Source organism: Bradyrhizobium sp. USDA 4011 (assembly GCF_054063415.1).
The window spans coordinates 6078151-6093898 of the sequence record NZ_JBSSGG010000001.1 but is presented as its reverse complement, the minus strand read 5'-3'; the positions used below and the strand labels follow the sequence as shown (position 1 = coordinate 6093898).

The following is a 15748-nucleotide window of genomic DNA, read 5'->3' as shown; positions in this document are numbered from 1 at the left end:
GCGAAAAAGGGGCTCAGTACGCCCCGTACGTAACTTTCTCTTTTATTGCAATCTCGATTGAATTACTTGAGCCGTTAAGGTGAAGCTCTCCTCGTATCACCTTTATTCGATGAGACGGCGGATAATCCTCTGGCCCGGCCACCGAGATACCCTTTCGATATCCGCCAAGCGATTGGCGGTGCCGTGCGATAGTTTCACTATCGCTGCCCATACGGGCGTTTCCTCCCTAAACTTGGCCGCCGGTCCCCTAGGACCGGCGGCACCTTTCGTCCGAGTGTCAAAATTCTGATAATCGATGATCTGCACCGGGACGACGCGGGGGCAGAAAAGGGCGTGTGCTGGAATGGTTCATGCAATATAGAGGCGTACAATTTAGCATTCGAGAAGCGTTGCCAGGCGAGTGGCGCTTCAGTTTTAAGATTGCTGGCAAGACGATTACAGGCAAGACGCAAACCAGATTGCAGATTCTTGCGATTCGCCGCGTCAAGAAACCGCATAGATCGCGAACTGAGTCGCAGCGCGCTCTCGAGCGAAACTGAGAATTGAGGGTGAGGCCAGCGTCTTTTTTGTACGCACTTGTCTAAAAAACGAGGGTGCCTCAGCAAAACGTCTCGATGTCAGACTTCACAGCGCATTGGTGATCGAACGAGCTTGACATTCGCTATACAAAGAAGGGTGGCCCTGTGCCGGCGCGCTTGTAGCCGGCGCGGCAAACTCGGCTGCAAGTCGAATGTAGGATTATGAGCAGTAGATGTGTTGCTGGGGTCGTAATTATCAGCACGAGCTAAGCAAGACTCCGCGGCTCGATAGACCTGAGGATCGGAAGGTACACCGCAAAGAACAGCGCGTGAGGGAGCAGCACCTATCGCTGGCGATCAGAGATCACAAGCAAGCTGGCGTATCTTGACAAGCGAGCGGGATAGCGCATACCTAACCACCGATTTTCGACACGTCGGATTGCGCTTTCGGCCAAAGGGAAGGAAGAATCGTTACGCTGAACATCTGACGCTGGGAGAGACCGAGTTGTCGGCGCCGAAGGAGCAACCGCCCCAGGAAACTCTCAGGCAAAAGGACCGCGTCAGTCCAAACATCTGAAAAGAGATGCCGCTTGCATCCGCCGACGGGATAACGTTCTCAGGCAAAGAAACAGATGGGGCACTCAACATAGCTGAAAAAGCTGGAGTGCTTTGCGTGACAAGCCGAAATCCGCCCAACTTCCATTCTGAACTGCTAGCTCGTTCTGCTCTTAGGGACGGCGCAACCAAGAAGTTGCCGATAAGCGTCTTCGATCTGTTCAAGATCGGAATTGGCCCGTCTTCTTCACATACCGTCGGCCCGATGAAAGCCGCTGCGACATTCGTTCGTGGTCTGAGGGATGGGCGCGAGGATAGTGTCGTGCGGATCGAAGCCAGGATTTTCGGCTCCCTCGCTTGGACAGGCAAGGGTCATGCGACCGACAAAGCTCTCGTCCTGGGGCTTTCAGGCAAGACCCCCGATCGCATCGATCCCGACGAGGCGAGCCGACTGTTCGAACGAATTACCAACGAGCGCCAGATTGAGCTGCCGAGCGGCCGCAGGATTACCTTCGAGCAGGAGAAAGATATTGTTTTCGATACAAAGCGTCAGTTCAGCCGGCATCCGAACGCCATGGAATTCAAGGCGTTGGATGTAGGTACCAACGTTGTTTCGTCCGAAGTGTGGTTCTCGGTCGGTGGTGGATTCATTGAGCGACTTGGCGCCGAAAGACAGGAAGGCGATCTTGAATATCGTCTCGGCTTCGAATTTGGATCCTCGCGCGACCTTCTGGAGCTATGTCGAGTTCATTCCTGCAACATTGCCGATATTGTCAAGGCAAACGAGATTGCCCGCCGCGGCGAGGGAGAGACAATTCGAGAGCTCGACCGCATCATCGCTGTCATGATGAAGTGCATCGATCGTGGCCTAGCGCAGGACGGAGAACTCCCGGGCGGGCTGCGCGTGCGAAGAAGGGCCGGTGCTCTTTTCGAACGGCTGCAGAAGGTTGCTCTCAGCAATTCGCGGTCAACCAGCCGCCCCTTCGACCACATATCGGCTTTCGCCATCGCGGTGAACGAAGAGAATGCTGCCGGAGGGCGAGTCGTTACCGCTCCGACAAACGGGGCTGCCGGCGTCGTCCCAGCTGTCCTTCGCTACTACCGTGACCTCTGCGAGGATGCGAATCATGAAGGGCTGCGTACCTTCCTGCTTGCGGCAAGTGCTATCGGAAGCATCATAAAACGGAACGCCTCCATTTCGGGCGCCGAGGTTGGATGTCAAGGTGAAGTGGGATCGGCCGCTGGGATGGCAAGTGCCGGCCTCACGGCGGCCCTTGGCGGCACCAATGAGCAGATCGAGAACGCCGCCGAGATTGCCATAGAGCATCACTTGGGGATGACTTGTGATCCGGTCGGCGGCTTGGTTCAGATCCCATGCATCGAGCGCAACGCCTTTGGCGCCGTAAAGGCGGTCAATGCTGCGTACTTGGCCCTCGCCGGTGATGGCGAGCATCGGGTTTCGCTTGACCAGGTCATCGAAACGATGCGGCAAACGGGCGCCGATATGAATGACAAGTACCGGGAGACCTCGCGCGGAGGACTCGCCGTTAACGTTCCGGAATGTTGAAGGGAATCTCTCGTGAATGTTCAAGAGCCATCGACGCGAGTGTCGCCTGATCCGGCCGTTTTCCAGGCAATTGAGCGTGAACTCGCACGTCAGCAAAACCAGATCGAGTTGATCGCGTCGGAGAATATCGTTTCCGAAGCCGTATTGGCTGCTCAAGGATCGGTTCTCACAAATAAGTACGCTGAGGGTTACCCAGGGCGGCGATACTATGGTGGGTGCGAGTTCGTGGACGAAGTCGAGACGCTGGCAATTTACCGGGCGAAAAATTTATTCGGCTGTCAATTCGCCAATGTGCAAGCGCACTCGGGAGCTCAGGCCAATTTGGCCGCATTTCTGGCGCTTCTCAATACAGGCGATACCTTCATGGGCATGTCGCTTGCCCATGGCGGACACCTCACGCACGGCTCTCCGGTAACCATCTCCGGTAAATGGTTCTCGCCGGTTGAATACTGCGTGAGGGCGGATAACCATCGTATCGACATGGACAACGTGCGCATGCTTGCGCTTAGACACCGGCCAAAACTCATCTTGGCCGGCGGTTCAGCGTACCCTCGCGAGATCGATTTTGCGGCATTCCGTCAAATAGCCGATGAAGTCGGTGCGAAATTGATGGTTGATATGGCGCACGTAGCGGGCTTGGTCGCTGGCGGGGTCTATCCATCCCCAGTGCCGCATGCCCACGTCGTGACGTCCACCACGCACAAGACGCTGCGCGGACCGAGGGGCGGCCTTATTCTGACGAACGATCCAGACTTGGCGAAGAAGATCAACTCCGCAGTATTTCCGGGCGTCCAGGGTGGGCCGTTGATGCATGTCATCGCAGCCAAGGCTGTCGCTTTCGGGGAGGCGCTCGAGCCCTCGTTCAAAACATATGCGCGGCAAGTGTTGAGCAATGCGCGCGCGATGGCCGCCGTATTGGCAGAGGGCGGTCTATCCATCGTCTCGGGCGGAACGGACAGTCACCTGATCCTTGTCGATCTTAGACCCCTTGAGCTGACCGGGAAGGCCGCCGAAATCGCGCTCGAGCAAGTAGGACTTACCTGCAACAAGAACGCCATTCCCTTTGATCCCGAGAAGCCAGCCCTTACGTCTGGCGTTCGGCTCGGCTCTTCGGCCGGAACCTCGCGCGGCTTCGGAGAACGCGAGTTTCGAACAATCGGCTCGCTCATTCTGCAGAGATTGACGGAGCTTGCGAAGGACGATCCTGACAAGGCGCGGCTACAGCAAATTGCCAAGGACGTACGCAGGCTGTGCGAGGCCCATCCAATCTATTCTTCGATGCGGACCTAGCGAATCAGGAGAACGACAATGGTCTACGAACAAATCTTGAACGACATGCGCAAGGAAGCAACGGATCTCTACAAGGCTGTGCCGGAGGTCATGCGTTCGTTTCAGGGGCTGATGAGTGCCGTGAGCAAAGAGGGGGTGCTCTCGGTAAAGACCAAGGAGCTTATGGCTCTGGCGATCGCCATCAGTTCGAGTGTGAAGGCTGTCTGGTGTTTCACGTCCAGAACGCGATCAAGCACGGTGCAAGCCGCGAGGAAGTGACGGAGACGATTGCCGTCTCGATCGAAATGGGAGGTGGTCCTTCAACAGTCTATGGCGCAAAGGCGCTTGCCGCATTTGACGAATTGAAAGGCATGACAAATTAGGGTGTGGCAGGAGGAGTTCCACCCTTTCCGTAATTATAGACGGGTATCGGCTGCCACCCACGCAGCGGTCGCGCACGCTGCCCACCACAAAGTCGGCGCGCGGCTTCCTTGCCTACGAGCTGAATAGGACATTAGCGATCCCTCGTCCGGAAATCATGGCCAACCGCTGGCTTAATCCGTCCTGCATTTCCACAGCGTTGTGATAAGCTTCGACCACCGCGACAAAGGGCTGGATCGTCTCGACCGGATGGCCGGAGCAGGACCCACGCTCAACGAACTAGCGTACCCGCCGTCGCGCCGACGAGATTGCAGCGCTGCTTGCCGGGCTAAAGTAGGCCGCGGATTGTTCTCCGTGGCACGTCGAACGCATAGCAAGCAGCGCTCGTTACATCTGCCGGCATGACCTTGCCCCCAAGTTTTATCCAGTTCTGAGTTCGCTCTGGCTGGTGGATTTACCCGAATGGCCGGTGGTAGCGACGGGAGCTGGTGCGGAGCCATCGGCATAACGCAGCGCTAGATCCCGTCGCGGGTTGCAGGTGAAGGCAACTCGGATGGTGTTTTCCATCCGAGTTGCGAGTGGGGTCGGGTATCGTTGTGGTCGACCCGCCAATGTCCGAGTTCCGGCCCTGGCCTGGGCCAGCGAAGTGAACAGCGTCTCGTTCAACAATTCGTCTCGGAGACGGCCATTGAAGCTTTCGATGAAGGCATTCTGCGTCGGCTTTTCTTAGCGCGCAGAGGATGGGCGCTCTTTAAATCCATTATCCGAGCGCAGAACGCCTTTGACCGACCGTTCACCTCATCAGTTTCGGCCTCTGTAATAAGAGATCTCACCGTTGTCCCGATGCAATCGCGCTAATCACGACGAGAATAATACAGCCCACCACGAGGAGAGCGATCTTCCGTCTCAAGGACCGTTGAGCATCCAGCCGCTGCGTGCACGACAGACACAACGTCCGAAGACCGAAATAGCTTCTGATCGAGGGTGCTTCGACCCCTGCAAGAGCGGCTAACGCAACCAGTATAATTGATGGTGGAATGCTAAATAGTCCAGCCACGCTGGTTCCCGTTCTGACATTCCTGCGTGTACCTTGCCCTTTTGCCAGGCCGGTCCCACAAAGATAGCAGCTCGCCATTTCTGAACCTCGCTACCCACATCGATAGTATTTCGAGTTTCCCTTTGCGCTGGACCAGGAAAGGGCTTTTCCGGAAACAGCGAACTCAATTGTTGCTGGCCATCTATCTGCCCCGACCTGACAATGACCTCGCACTTTCCAGCCAGTTCGACTGGGGAGGAACGATTCGAATGTGCAGACGCCCCCCTCGGTCCGAGCCTCTTGGGCAGAGATCGTAAGCTCAGTGCCTTGTGTGCACGTCGGGTCGCTGGCCCAACCGCCCAAAAATGAACGGTTACGAGTGATAGCCCGAGGTGATTGCAACGCTTGAGTTGTTGTTGGGTCCAAACGGCTGTCAGGCGGCAAGTGATTAACGATCTTGAATTCCCGCAATCCATTAAGCGAAGTTGCGGTCCAGGAAGGCTCGATAGAGGCGGTAAACCCCAGGTCCTTCAGGCGCCCGATCGCGGGATCGAGCGTGACAGCGCTGGGAAAAGTGGGATCAGTTGGCGGCTGAGGTGCCGATTTAACCTCACGAACCGGATCGAGCGGAGGCAGCACTGGTGGAATAGCGGCAATCTCGGCGGTGGCCTTTTGCGGCTCCTGCGGAAGGCGGTCGAACGGCGACGGGGCTTGTCGCAGGGAATTTCCAACCAGGGCCGGTGTGGGTTGCACGGACAACCTACCGCCAGAACTCACGTTAGGCTGACTATTGTCCGCTACTATTGAGATATTCGAACCCGCCCAGGGCACGTTCATTGTAGATCGGAACGTGGGAGGGGTTGAAGGTACCGAGGGCGCGCTCGGGCCGCCGCCCGTTGCGCCAGCAACAAGGAATGCCGCAAAACAAGCCACTCCATACACCCAGCGGCGAGCGACGACATCACCGAACACCCGCACCTTCTCATCGGCTTCGGCCTGCTTGTATTCAACCCAGATCGCACGCGCTCGGTTGGTAAGATCGGTCCGAGAGCGCTGTATCTCGGCGGCCGCTGTCCGGATAGTGATCAAATCAGCCTTCAAGGCTGTCTCGAGAGCAGCGCGCCGGTGCGCGATGTCCGACTTAACTTGAGCAATGTCGCCGGGATTCACTGGTTGACTCGGATTGAAGACAAAGCGTCGTTCAAGGTCCGAGCGCCACGACAACAGAAGGGCAGCCGTCGCTGGCCCAAATCCGGGGATTCCCTCGATCCGTTGCCGAGAGATATCTGCGGCTGTGTTGATCCCATGCGAGCGCAGCGTCGCTTTCCTTGCGCTTCCGACGCTCTTTATTTTCGCTGTTACGAGGCTGAACCGCTCAAGATGATACTTCAGCTGTATCTCTCGCTGCCGCTGGGCCAAGTCTGCCAAGCGTCGCGCTTCTTCGTTCGGCAACTCGTTGTATTCGCGAATTCTCAGCTCGGATTGGCGCCTCGCATCGTTGAAGCGGGATGCGTCTGCTTCTGTCCGATAGCGCTGATCTACCTGATCCCAAGTCTGCTTGAGCTGATGCGAGCGTGGACCACTGGCGTGAAGCTGCTTCGGATTCCTAAGCGCGAAGTATGCGGACGTTCCGAGAGCCACCATGCTGATCAAGGGTGGGACAAAGCCCAACCTTAAAAGAGCGGCCGCCGCAACGCCGCCAAGCGTTGCCAGGATGAATTGTCCTGAGGAACTATCGAGCACTCCCTTGTTCTGGACGGTTGGCGTGAGCTGGACGGCCGGCATTGCGGAGTCTAGCGACGGCGCGCTTCCCGGATCAGCCACGCCACGGATGGCGGCAATGAGCTGGCCTAGATCCAGCGGTGTAGTCGTATTGATGTTGAGCGGCGATGGAAATGCAATGAAGCCTGGGATGGCCTTTTCGAGCGCGCACCACGGGCACTTTGGTGACGACGAGAAATGGTAGTGTCCCGCTGTCGCGGTACACTTGATTAGCTGCGTCTCGGCTCGGTCCAGAAGCGAGATCCAGTCGGCGGACTTAGGACGCCCGCCGTTTGCGCCGCCGGGCCCGAAGCAGGCCTCAAATGCGGTCGCAAGCTCTCGCGGAACATAAGAGAGCGTCGGCGCGAAAGGCGGGGGCTCTGTTTGGGTACGAGACTTATCCGCGGAATACGCAAAGCGGAATTCAGCGATCGCCCGTTCTTCGGGCATATCGCCGCGACCAAGATACCGACCAGAAAATGGATGCCGCCCGAGAAACAGCAAGCTGAATATAGCTACGCCCAAGCCGAATGCATCATGGTTAGGCGTCCGACTTGTGTTGAGAGATTTCCCCTGCAACTCGGGAGGCGTGTAGTCCGGCACGCCTACCTCACAATTGAACGTCTTCCCATCCTTCGAGAACTGAAATGAATCGCAGTCGATAAGAGTCGCGGTAGCATCACCACCAACGAGGATACCGGAGTGATTTAGATCCCCGATAACGCAACCGCTCGAATGCACCGCGGCGACCGCCCTTGCAATGTTCTTGGCGGTCCGAACCAACAGCCTGTAGTCAGCGTTTGGAAACTCATTCCGCCGGCTCGCGGGTGAGTACAGCTCGTGAACCGGCTTTTGCTTCCCGACGCGCCGCATCGTGAAACCGGCGAACGTGCCAGTGCCCTCATATAGCGGAGCCAGAGGGAATGCCGCGTTGGGTACCTGAGTCTGTATCCCGCTGGCGGCCATGGCGACGATCTTTTGCTGCCGCTCCCGTGCCTTGTCGGGATGATAGATCTTTGCCGCCAGGTCTGGCTCGCCGACTATTTCAAAGACAGCCCCTTCGCCGCCGCGTCCTAGCAGCTTACCGAGTGGAATCGCCTTCCTATGCTGATCAAATATGCTCTTGAGGCGCGACATTGATAATTCGACGTGCAAGCAACAAAGTTTTGTCGTCATCAGTCCTGTCGCACACCGATGGACTATTCAGATAATTGTATAGGTGCCGCGACAGCTTACGGTTCTTCCGAGACCCCTCCGATTTAAAGCCGGAGAACATTTGATTGAAGAACGGCGGGAACGCGCCGCGTGTCGAGAAATTAAGAACAAGATGTTCGATGCCATCCGTAAAGACGGCGAACTCGGAGACAGAGCCTTCGATCTCGGTCAGCTGAAACGAAGGCTCGGGATCGTCCGTTACAAAGTAGGTGGTCGACGCATATTCTCCATGCGATGGCCAGCTACCAACCAACCAGTCCTCAGAGTTAGTCGCGCGATAGACAACGGCTCCGTCGCCGACGTGCAAAATCTTGGCTGTCCTTTCGCCGACGACGCAGCCAACCAGCGTCGCCGCAAAGTCGCGAGGAGTCAGTTCAGCGGATGTTGACGTAACCTCTATCCGCCCGCGCATGTCGTCGAGCCAATCGCTCGCAATCTCCCTGGAAAGGCCGGCCAGCGTTCCACCGCCATTAAAGTAACTCGATACGCTTCGGCAAAAGGCGCGAACGATGATGCGCGAGCCAACGGACGATCGCTGGGCGGATCCGGCCCCATCTGAGCAGACCGCGACGAGCGCCGATTCATTCTTGCCTGCCACGAGCATGCAAGCGCCCGAGTCATCGCAGCCTCGATTAACTCGAAGATGCGATGTCCCTATGGCGCTCGCAGAAACCCATTGCCAATCGGACCTGGTCATCCCGCCGTGGCCCAGCCATCAGGAGCCGTGGGATTTTGCAGCGGCACTTGATCGCCGGGATTTGACTTAGAGACGGATGAAAGGGAGGCCGAGAGCCACTGAAAAAACTCTTTGAACTGAAGCCCCTTCAGTTTCAGAGGCTCCCGAGTCGCAATTGTACGCAATGTACCGAAGTCGGCACCTTCGACCGCCACCGCATAGAACATGAACGATTTCGCGGCCTCCCCCTCGTGCACAAGCTGAGCAGCACGGCTTACGGAGTCGGTCGGCGAGCCGTCGGTGATCAAAAAGACCCAAGGGCGATAGTGCTTAACGCCAGCAGCGCGGTAAGTCGCCTTCCTTTCCCTCAGCATGTCGAGGGCGCGCTCGATAGCCTCCCCCATTGGGGTAGCGCCGGCACTTTCGATCCGTGGCGGATAAAAATTATGGACCGTCGCGAAGTCTGACTGGATTTGAACGGGCCCGAATGTGATGACGGCCACCTCAACCCTCTTGGCGGCCAGGCTATCCGCCGACAGTTCTTCACGAAACGCCTGAAGGCCCTCGTTGAGTTGTTGTATAGGAGCACCGCTCATCGACCCAGAATTGTCGAGAACCAGGATAACCGGGCACCGATTTTCGGGATTCTCTACGAATTCCGCGGCATTGAACGGTTGTTGTGCAAAGTCGGACTCCGACATGTTCGCCCCCTAATGTCGTGCAATTACAAGCTTATCTATACTATGCGCGGGCCAATACAACCAAAAGAGGAGCGACGAAATGCGGTCTTCGACTAAATGAGGAGATTAAAATCGCATCGCATCCTTTCCGGCTCCGCGTTTGCCGAAGTCCGGCTTTTCTCGCCGCCAAAGACACCTATCCCACCTATCGATGTTTCAGTGTCACTTCGGCTGCATCTGGCGAGGCTCGGTCACGTCGACCAGACGCCCCCGGGCTTCGCCCGGCGCTTAACGGGACGCGCGACAAAGATATCAGACTTTCAGATATTCACGGGCGGCACATTCCTAACCACTGCCGCCGGCACGCCTTCGGCCATGATCGGCTTACCTTAAGGAGGGGCGCAGCGACCAACGTCGCCTGCCCCCTGCCAGAGACCCCCGGGACGGCCTCTTTCTAAGAAACTACTTTTTCTGCGCCCGCCTGGGCGGAGGCTTCAGGAATTCAGCGGGCTCAACGTCCAGCACCTTTGCCAGTTTCCCAATTATTTCCAGACCTACAAACGATCCGCCCTTTTCCAACTTGCTCATGTAGGTCCGATTACGCCGGCCTCGTAGGCCAGATCTTCCTGAGACAACCCCTTGGCGTGCCGAAATCGGCGCAAGTTTGCAGCAAAGACTTGGCGGAGGTCCATGCCTCAACCAAACAAGGGGCCGCTTATTTACCCACCGCTTTAAACAGACAAAATTCTGGACTATTCGGTGAGATAAACATTACAAACCGACAACCGAACCTTGACCACGCGGCGAGACATCAACACCCGGGGGTTAATTTTGACCGATTCAACGGCGGGCGACGAAGGATGGTTCTATGCACAGGGCGGCCAACGCAAAGGCCCTGTGACTACCGACAAGCTACGCGAGCTCCTGGCAGCCCAGACAATCGACGGAGAGACCCCCGTCTGGCGTAAGGGCCTGGCTGACTGGCAACCACTACGCACCGCAGAGATCGGGAGGCAGCTCCAGGATACTCCGCCACCAATCGCCGCAAATCACGTGAACAATGGTTTTGTATGGGCGCTTGCTTTCGCACCGTTCGTCTATCTATTCGTGGATGTCGCTCTGGTCAGCTACCAGAATAGTCATCCGGCAGGCGACGAATTCTTCGAAGCCTTTCTATCACCGATCAGTTGGCTTGTTCCGCTCTTGACGAACGCGGCGCTCTGCCTAGTCGACACCGAACAGCTCAAGCGCGCTGGCTACGGTTCGGGGTGGCTGACACTCTTCGCGCTACTGTTAGCACCAGTCTATCTTTTCGTACGCGCGCAACGCCTGCGCCAGACGCCAACCTACGGATTCGTCTGGATCGCATCGTTTATCCTGTCGACCATTTTGCGGGCGGCGTGACGTGCAAACAGATTCCCATACCGACGACCTCTTCCTAGTCATATTTTTCCTCGTCATCGGCATTATCTACATCGCGCCCACTATCGTGGCCTTCTGGCGCAATCACCCGAACCGTTGGGTTATCCTGGTCATCAATATCGCCTTCGGCGGCACCATCATCGGATGGGGGATTGCGTTGGTATGGGCGCTGCGAGCAGCTCACCGACTAGGCGCAGTGAGCAGTGGCGGGGAGTCTGGCCTCAACCTCTTCGTCAACGACGTCAGAAAGATTCAGATCGTTGATCCCCCACCTCTGCCGGCCACATCGCCTGTGCAGGAGCTGGAACGCCTCCATGATCTCCTCGTCCGGGGAGCGATTTCCCAGGTCGAATTCGACGGGCTGAAAGCCAAACTGCTTGGCGCTGCCTCATCACGTTGAGCAAGAAAAATGAAACTTCGACTGATTATTGCGCTTCTGCTCTCGGCCATTCGGGTCGATAATCTCGACGCTGAGGAAATCCCCTTCTATAAGAGGGAGACGGATGATTGGTGGACAGTTTTCGGGGGAGCCAACGCGGAGACTGGGCAAGCCACTTGCTACGGCAGCGCGCACAAGAAAGATGGATCCTTCATTCAAATCCATCGCTCCCTAGTTGACGGCGAGGTCTGGGCCATCGTCCACGACACCGAATGGGAAATTCAAGGACCAGAACGAGGCTCACTTCGCTGGAACTTCTTCAACGGTGTCTCAAGAATGGTCTCGTCGGAGGTGCAAACTTCGACTACGTCCTCAAGGACAAGAACACGATCCTGATCCTGCAGATTGACCCCAAGGATTTCTCGCAGGCACTATGGAATGCCCGGTACTTCACCCTTGTGATGCCCGGCAACGTGCCGAACATTTCGATCAGCTTTGGGAGCAAAGGCGGCTCGATGCTTTCTGCGCTGGCAGAGTGCGTCAAACGGAACGAGGCGAAATACAAGAACTTCAAGCCGTCTTTGGAAAAGGTCCCAGATTCGGTAAGGGAACAGCTCTGAAGGCGTGGCCACCTGTACAGGGGCGGAAAATGGCCGGAACAAATTCCGCACGCGGTCGAACCTGTCTCCCATAGACCAAACGGCGATCTGAGTATGTCGAGCTGGACGATTTCTGCCTTCACCCATCGCGGTCGCGTGCGTCAAAACAATGAAGATGCAGTCGCAATCGACAACCGTGTGCTCACTGGCGAAATGGACGTGCCGATCGTCATGACGTCACGGAACGATTATTGCCTCCTTATGATTGCGGACGGCATGGGCGGCCATGCGCATGGCGCGGTGGCTAGCCGAGCCGTACTCGATCATTTGGTTGCTGCGATCGATCGGCTTTCAAAGCCGGCCTCCTGCGCTGAGGCAGTCGAGGAAGCGAATCGACACCTTTACAAACTCATGCGAGACGACCAAGAAACGCTCGGCATGGGTTCGACCCTTGTGGGAGCCGTTCTAGGAGGCGGTCAACTACTCACATTCAACGTCGGCGACAGCCGCTGCTATCTGCTCAGCAGAGGCCAATTGGTGCAACTCAGCCATGACGACATAGTTGAAAGCGAAAGCAGGTACATCCGTCCCCGCCGGTCCCATGTCCTCACCCAGGCATTGGGCGGCTCTTCGTTTCCAGTCGGGATCGAACCGCACATTTCCGTCGACCCGCCGCTTGGTGCCGGAGAGACCCTGCTCCTGTGCAGCGACGGCCTCACCGACATGGTCACCAGAGATGTGATTGGCAGCATCCTGAGAACGGCCGACGATCCTCTCCGGGTCACCCGGCAGCTCGCTGCCAAAGCTTTCGGCGGTGGCGCGCGAGACAACTTGTCCTTACTGGCCCCGCGGGTCGGTCAAAATCCCCCGGGTATGGTCACTTGAAACTCCCCCACCCGATAATCGCGGTCAGCGCCGCTGAACAGCGGTAGCCGATCAGGCAGGACGTTATTTTCGGTCCCTTTAGCCAGCAAGAGGCCGGGGAGTTGAACGTCTTGAAGCCACACCTGCAAAGCACGGTATTTACGCTACTCGATCGCAACGCCAGCCAGCGCGAGATCCACAGGCTGACGGGGGTCGACCGCAAGACGATCCGGCGTTACCGGGCGCTGCGGGCTGATGCGGAGGCAAATTCCCCCGGGGAAGTGACCACCGGCCCGGTGAGCGTAGACGGCCAAATTGCTCCACCCCGACCACCGGCTTCTGGGGCATCGGGAGCGACGGTCACCAGCAACCTGGCCCGTTCGGCTTGCGAACCGCATCGGACGTGGATCGAACAACAGGTCCGCCTGAAGCGGAATGCGCAGGCGATTTACCAGGACCTGGTCGATCAATTTGCCTTTCCGTCCAGCTACCAGAGCGTCAAGCGGTTTGTGCGCACGTTGCGACACAGCGATCCCGAGCAGTTTGATCGACTTGAGTTCCTTCCCGGCGAGGAGGCCCAGGTCGACTATGGCGAGGGCGCTCTGACGATTGATCCCAGGAGCGGCCGGTACCGCCGTCCCCGCCTGTTCGTGATGACGCTGCGCTACTCGCGGCGCAGCTTCCGGCGGGTGGTGTGGCAATCCAGCCAGCAAGTCTGGGCGCAGCTCCACGAAGAGGCGTTCCGGTATTTTGGCGGGGTCCCCAGCTATGTCGTGCTCGACAACCTGAAGGAAGGCGTCCTCAAGCCGGATTTGTACGAGCCCGAGCTCAACCCGATTTACAGCGCGATGCTGGCTCATTATGCCGTGGTCGCCGATCCCGCGCGGGTGGCCGATCCCAATCGGAAAGGATGCGTCGAGAGTGCGATTCAACATACCCAGGGCACCGCGCTGGCCGGACGGCGCTTCGAGACACTGGAAGCCCAGAACGAGTTCTTGAGGCACTGGGAGGAGAATTGGGCCTCCAAGCGCATCCACGGCAGCACGCGTCGTCAGGTCGAGGCGATGTTCCAGGAGGAGAAGCCACACCTGCGGCCGTTGCCAGTAGCAGCCTTCCGCATCTTCACCGAGGTCGTTCGGACCGTCTGCGACGATACCACCGTGCGTGTTGATTGCAGCTATTACGCCGCGCGGCCTGCGCCCATCGGCAGCCAGGTCGTGGTGCGGATCTACGCCTCGACGATCAAGATCCGCGATCGCCACACCCATGCGCTACTGCGCGTTCATCCCCGGATGGCGCATCCCGGTTCTGTCGTCCTGCCGACCAACGAGCGGCCGTTCAATCCGTCGCGGCAAACCGCGGTGCTGCTGGCGAGCGCCGAGCGCATCGGTCCGCAGACCAGGGCGCTCTGCCAGCAAGTGTTCGACACCGAGGGGCGCCCCGGACAGCGCGCGATGTGGGGCATTGTCGGGCTGAGCCGGAAGTATCCGGCACGGCTGGTCGAGCAGGCCTGCGCGCATGCCATCGGCAACCGCATCTATCGTTAAAAGCACGTGCGTGCGACCGTCGAGCGGTTGTTCGAACAGGCGATCGCGCAGGTTGGAGCGACGCCACAGCCGGCATCGCCGCTCACCCAGGATCATCCGCTGATCCGCGCTCCAGCCGAATACGGCGATCTCTTCAGCCGTGCCGCGCGGCACGATGCCGGCGCCAATGGCCGGCAGGCCGAGGCTCACGACGACCGCGCCCCTGCAGCCCGCGCTCGTGGCGCCTGCGCAACCCCGGCCAGCTCCGGCGCCTCGAGCGCTCCCGCGGCTTCTCACCTCAAACTGGAGACCAAACCACATGATGACCATGCCGGAAATTGAACGTTGCCTGCGGCAGCTGCGCCTGTCAGGCGTCCGAGACACGCTGCAGACGCGCGTGCTGCAGGCGCAGGGCGCCAACCAGCCATTCCTCGAGACCTTCTCGCTGATCCTGCAGGACGAACTGGACCGTCGTCAGTCCCGCCTTATCGAGCGACGATACCAGCAATCCGGGCTCGACGAAAAGCTCACGCTCGCCGAGTTCGACTGGTCCTTCAATCCCAAATTGCCGCGCCAAACCTGCTTCCAGCTCCACACCCTGGCGTTCATCGCCGCCGGAGAGAACGCGCTGCTTGTCGGCAAACCTGGCACCGGGAAGTCCTACATCGCCAAGGCGATTGCCTATCAAGCGATCCTACAAAGCCACAAGGTCCAGTATCTTGAGACCGACGACTTCTTCCATCGCTACGCCATGAACTCCCCGGCACAACGCGACGCCCGGCTGCGAGCCGTCATCGACTGCGATCTCCTCGTGCTGGACGATCTGTTCCTCGCCCGCGCCATCCCTGACGACGCCGGCACATTGCTGCAGACCCTGATTCATCAACGCTACAAACTCCACCGCAGCGTCATCGTCACCTCCAATCGCGTCGTGCAGGATTGGGGGACATACCTGGGGGACAACACCATGAGCACGACGATCCTCGATCGCCTGATGCACCATTGCCATCTGCTTGAGTTCGACGGACGCAGCTATCGGCTCAAAGAGGCTGCTGAAGCCCTTGCCCGGGAAACAATGTCAAACTAACAATCATCATGTCCTGCCTCGCGGGTGGAGGAATTTGACTGACCACACCCGGAGGAATTTGAAGTGACCCGCGGGGTACTGGTTGCACGATGCGATTGACACGCCTGTCAAGTCACAAGAGCAGCGGCGCCACCTGGATCCGCATGGGGTGGACGCGTCTCCTCTTCGGACGTATGCACAACTCATTCGTCGCCACCCTTGTTGGCCCACGCA

Annotated in this window: 12 protein-coding genes, 2 pseudogenes and 2 riboswitches; of the genes and pseudogenes, 10 read left to right on the top strand and 4 right to left on the bottom strand. The window is 58.2% G+C overall.

Going from position 1 to position 15748, the window contains the following annotated elements; translation table 11 throughout:
* Positions 1-998 precede the first annotated feature (998 nt).
* Positions 999-1086, top strand: a riboswitch (glycine riboswitch).
* 2 nt (positions 1087-1088) lie between these two features.
* Positions 1089-1153, top strand: a riboswitch (glycine riboswitch).
* A 116-nt stretch (positions 1154-1269) separates the two neighbouring features.
* From ACVW1C_RS28735 to ACVW1C_RS28720, 4 genes are read left to right on the top strand one after another with little or no spacing between them, the layout of a single operon-like run.
* Entirely contained in the window at positions 1270-2640 is a 1371-nt protein-coding gene (locus tag ACVW1C_RS28735; protein WP_456763203.1) for an L-serine ammonia-lyase, read from the top strand.
* A 12-nt stretch (positions 2641-2652) separates the two neighbouring features.
* Entirely contained in the window at positions 2653-3930 is a 1278-nt protein-coding gene (gene glyA / locus ACVW1C_RS28730) for a serine hydroxymethyltransferase (RefSeq protein WP_456761221.1), read from the top strand.
* Positions 3931-3948: 18 nt separating this feature from the next.
* On the top strand, positions 3949-4188 hold the full coding sequence (locus ACVW1C_RS28725; protein WP_456763305.1) for a carboxymuconolactone decarboxylase family protein: 240 nt from the start codon (positions 3949-3951) through the stop codon (positions 4186-4188).
* Entirely contained in the window at positions 4137-4292 is a 156-nt protein-coding gene (locus ACVW1C_RS28720; RefSeq protein WP_456761220.1) for a carboxymuconolactone decarboxylase family protein, read from the top strand. The genes ACVW1C_RS28725 and ACVW1C_RS28720 overlap by 52 nt, the downstream gene beginning before the upstream one ends.
* A gap of 418 nt (positions 4293-4710) precedes the next feature.
* On the opposite strand, the pseudogene ACVW1C_RS28715 reads toward ACVW1C_RS28720, so the two are convergent.
* The 4 genes and pseudogenes from ACVW1C_RS28715 to ACVW1C_RS28700 form a co-directional block, all read right to left on the bottom strand.
* Positions 4711-5013, bottom strand: a pseudogene (locus ACVW1C_RS28715) (integrase core domain-containing protein); the annotation flags it as partial.
* A gap of 424 nt (positions 5014-5437) precedes the next feature.
* Positions 5438-8224, bottom strand: a complete 2787-nt coding sequence (locus ACVW1C_RS28710) for a protein kinase domain-containing protein (RefSeq protein WP_456761219.1) — start codon at positions 8222-8224, stop codon at positions 5438-5440.
* Positions 8199-8999: a PP2C family serine/threonine-protein phosphatase gene (locus tag ACVW1C_RS28705; protein ID WP_456761218.1), complete on the bottom strand. Its 801-nt coding sequence runs from the start codon at positions 8997-8999 to the stop codon at positions 8199-8201. The genes ACVW1C_RS28710 and ACVW1C_RS28705 overlap by 26 nt, the downstream gene beginning before the upstream one ends.
* A complete protein-coding gene (locus ACVW1C_RS28700; RefSeq protein ID WP_456761217.1) occupies positions 8996-9679 on the bottom strand; it encodes a vWA domain-containing protein in 684 nt (227 codons plus the stop codon). The genes ACVW1C_RS28705 and ACVW1C_RS28700 overlap by 4 nt, the downstream gene beginning before the upstream one ends.
* Before the next feature lie 810 nt (positions 9680-10489).
* On the opposite strand from ACVW1C_RS28700, the gene ACVW1C_RS28695 reads away from it, so the two are divergent.
* From ACVW1C_RS28695 to istB, 6 genes and pseudogenes are all read left to right on the top strand, one after another.
* Complete coding sequence (locus ACVW1C_RS28695; RefSeq protein WP_456761216.1) at positions 10490-11062, top strand: DUF4339 domain-containing protein; 573 nt, start codon at positions 10490-10492, stop codon at positions 11060-11062.
* A 1-nt stretch (position 11063) separates the two neighbouring features.
* Complete coding sequence (locus ACVW1C_RS28690; protein WP_456761215.1) at positions 11064-11480, top strand: superinfection immunity protein; 417 nt, start codon at positions 11064-11066, stop codon at positions 11478-11480.
* Between the two features lie 251 nt (positions 11481-11731).
* Complete coding sequence (locus ACVW1C_RS28685) at positions 11732-12079, top strand: hypothetical protein (protein ID WP_456761214.1); 348 nt, start codon at positions 11732-11734, stop codon at positions 12077-12079.
* A 93-nt stretch (positions 12080-12172) separates the two neighbouring features.
* Positions 12173-12943: a PP2C family protein-serine/threonine phosphatase gene (locus ACVW1C_RS28680; protein ID WP_456761213.1), complete on the top strand. Its 771-nt coding sequence runs from the start codon at positions 12173-12175 to the stop codon at positions 12941-12943.
* A 65-nt stretch (positions 12944-13008) separates the two neighbouring features.
* Positions 13009-14790, top strand: a pseudogene (gene istA / locus ACVW1C_RS28675) (IS21 family transposase).
* Positions 14768-15535 carry an IS21-like element IS1631 family helper ATPase IstB gene (istB, locus tag ACVW1C_RS28670; RefSeq protein WP_456761212.1) on the top strand — a complete coding sequence of 256 codons (768 nt, stop codon included), beginning with the start codon at positions 14768-14770 and terminating at the stop codon, positions 15533-15535. Before istA ends, istB begins: the two are co-directional and overlap by 23 nt.
* The last annotated feature ends 213 nt before the right edge of the window (positions 15536-15748 follow it).

Coding starts and splice junctions, on each gene's coding strand:
- ACVW1C_RS28725 (WP_456763305.1), top strand. CDS start 3,949: ATGGTCTACGAACAAATCTTGAACGACATGCGCAAGGAAGCAACGGAT.
- ACVW1C_RS28710 (WP_456761219.1), bottom strand. CDS start 8,224: ATGTCGCGCCTCAAGAGCATATTTGATCAGCATAGGAAGGCGATTCCA.
- ACVW1C_RS28705 (WP_456761218.1), bottom strand. CDS start 8,999: ATGACCAGGTCCGATTGGCAATGGGTTTCTGCGAGCGCCATAGGGACA.
- ACVW1C_RS28700 (WP_456761217.1), bottom strand. CDS start 9,679: ATGTCGGAGTCCGACTTTGCACAACAACCGTTCAATGCCGCGGAATTC.
- ACVW1C_RS28685 (WP_456761214.1), top strand. CDS start 11,732: ATGGGAAATTCAAGGACCAGAACGAGGCTCACTTCGCTGGAACTTCTT.
- ACVW1C_RS28680 (WP_456761213.1), top strand. CDS start 12,173: ATGTCGAGCTGGACGATTTCTGCCTTCACCCATCGCGGTCGCGTGCGT.
- istB (WP_456761212.1), top strand. CDS start 14,768: ATGATGACCATGCCGGAAATTGAACGTTGCCTGCGGCAGCTGCGCCTG.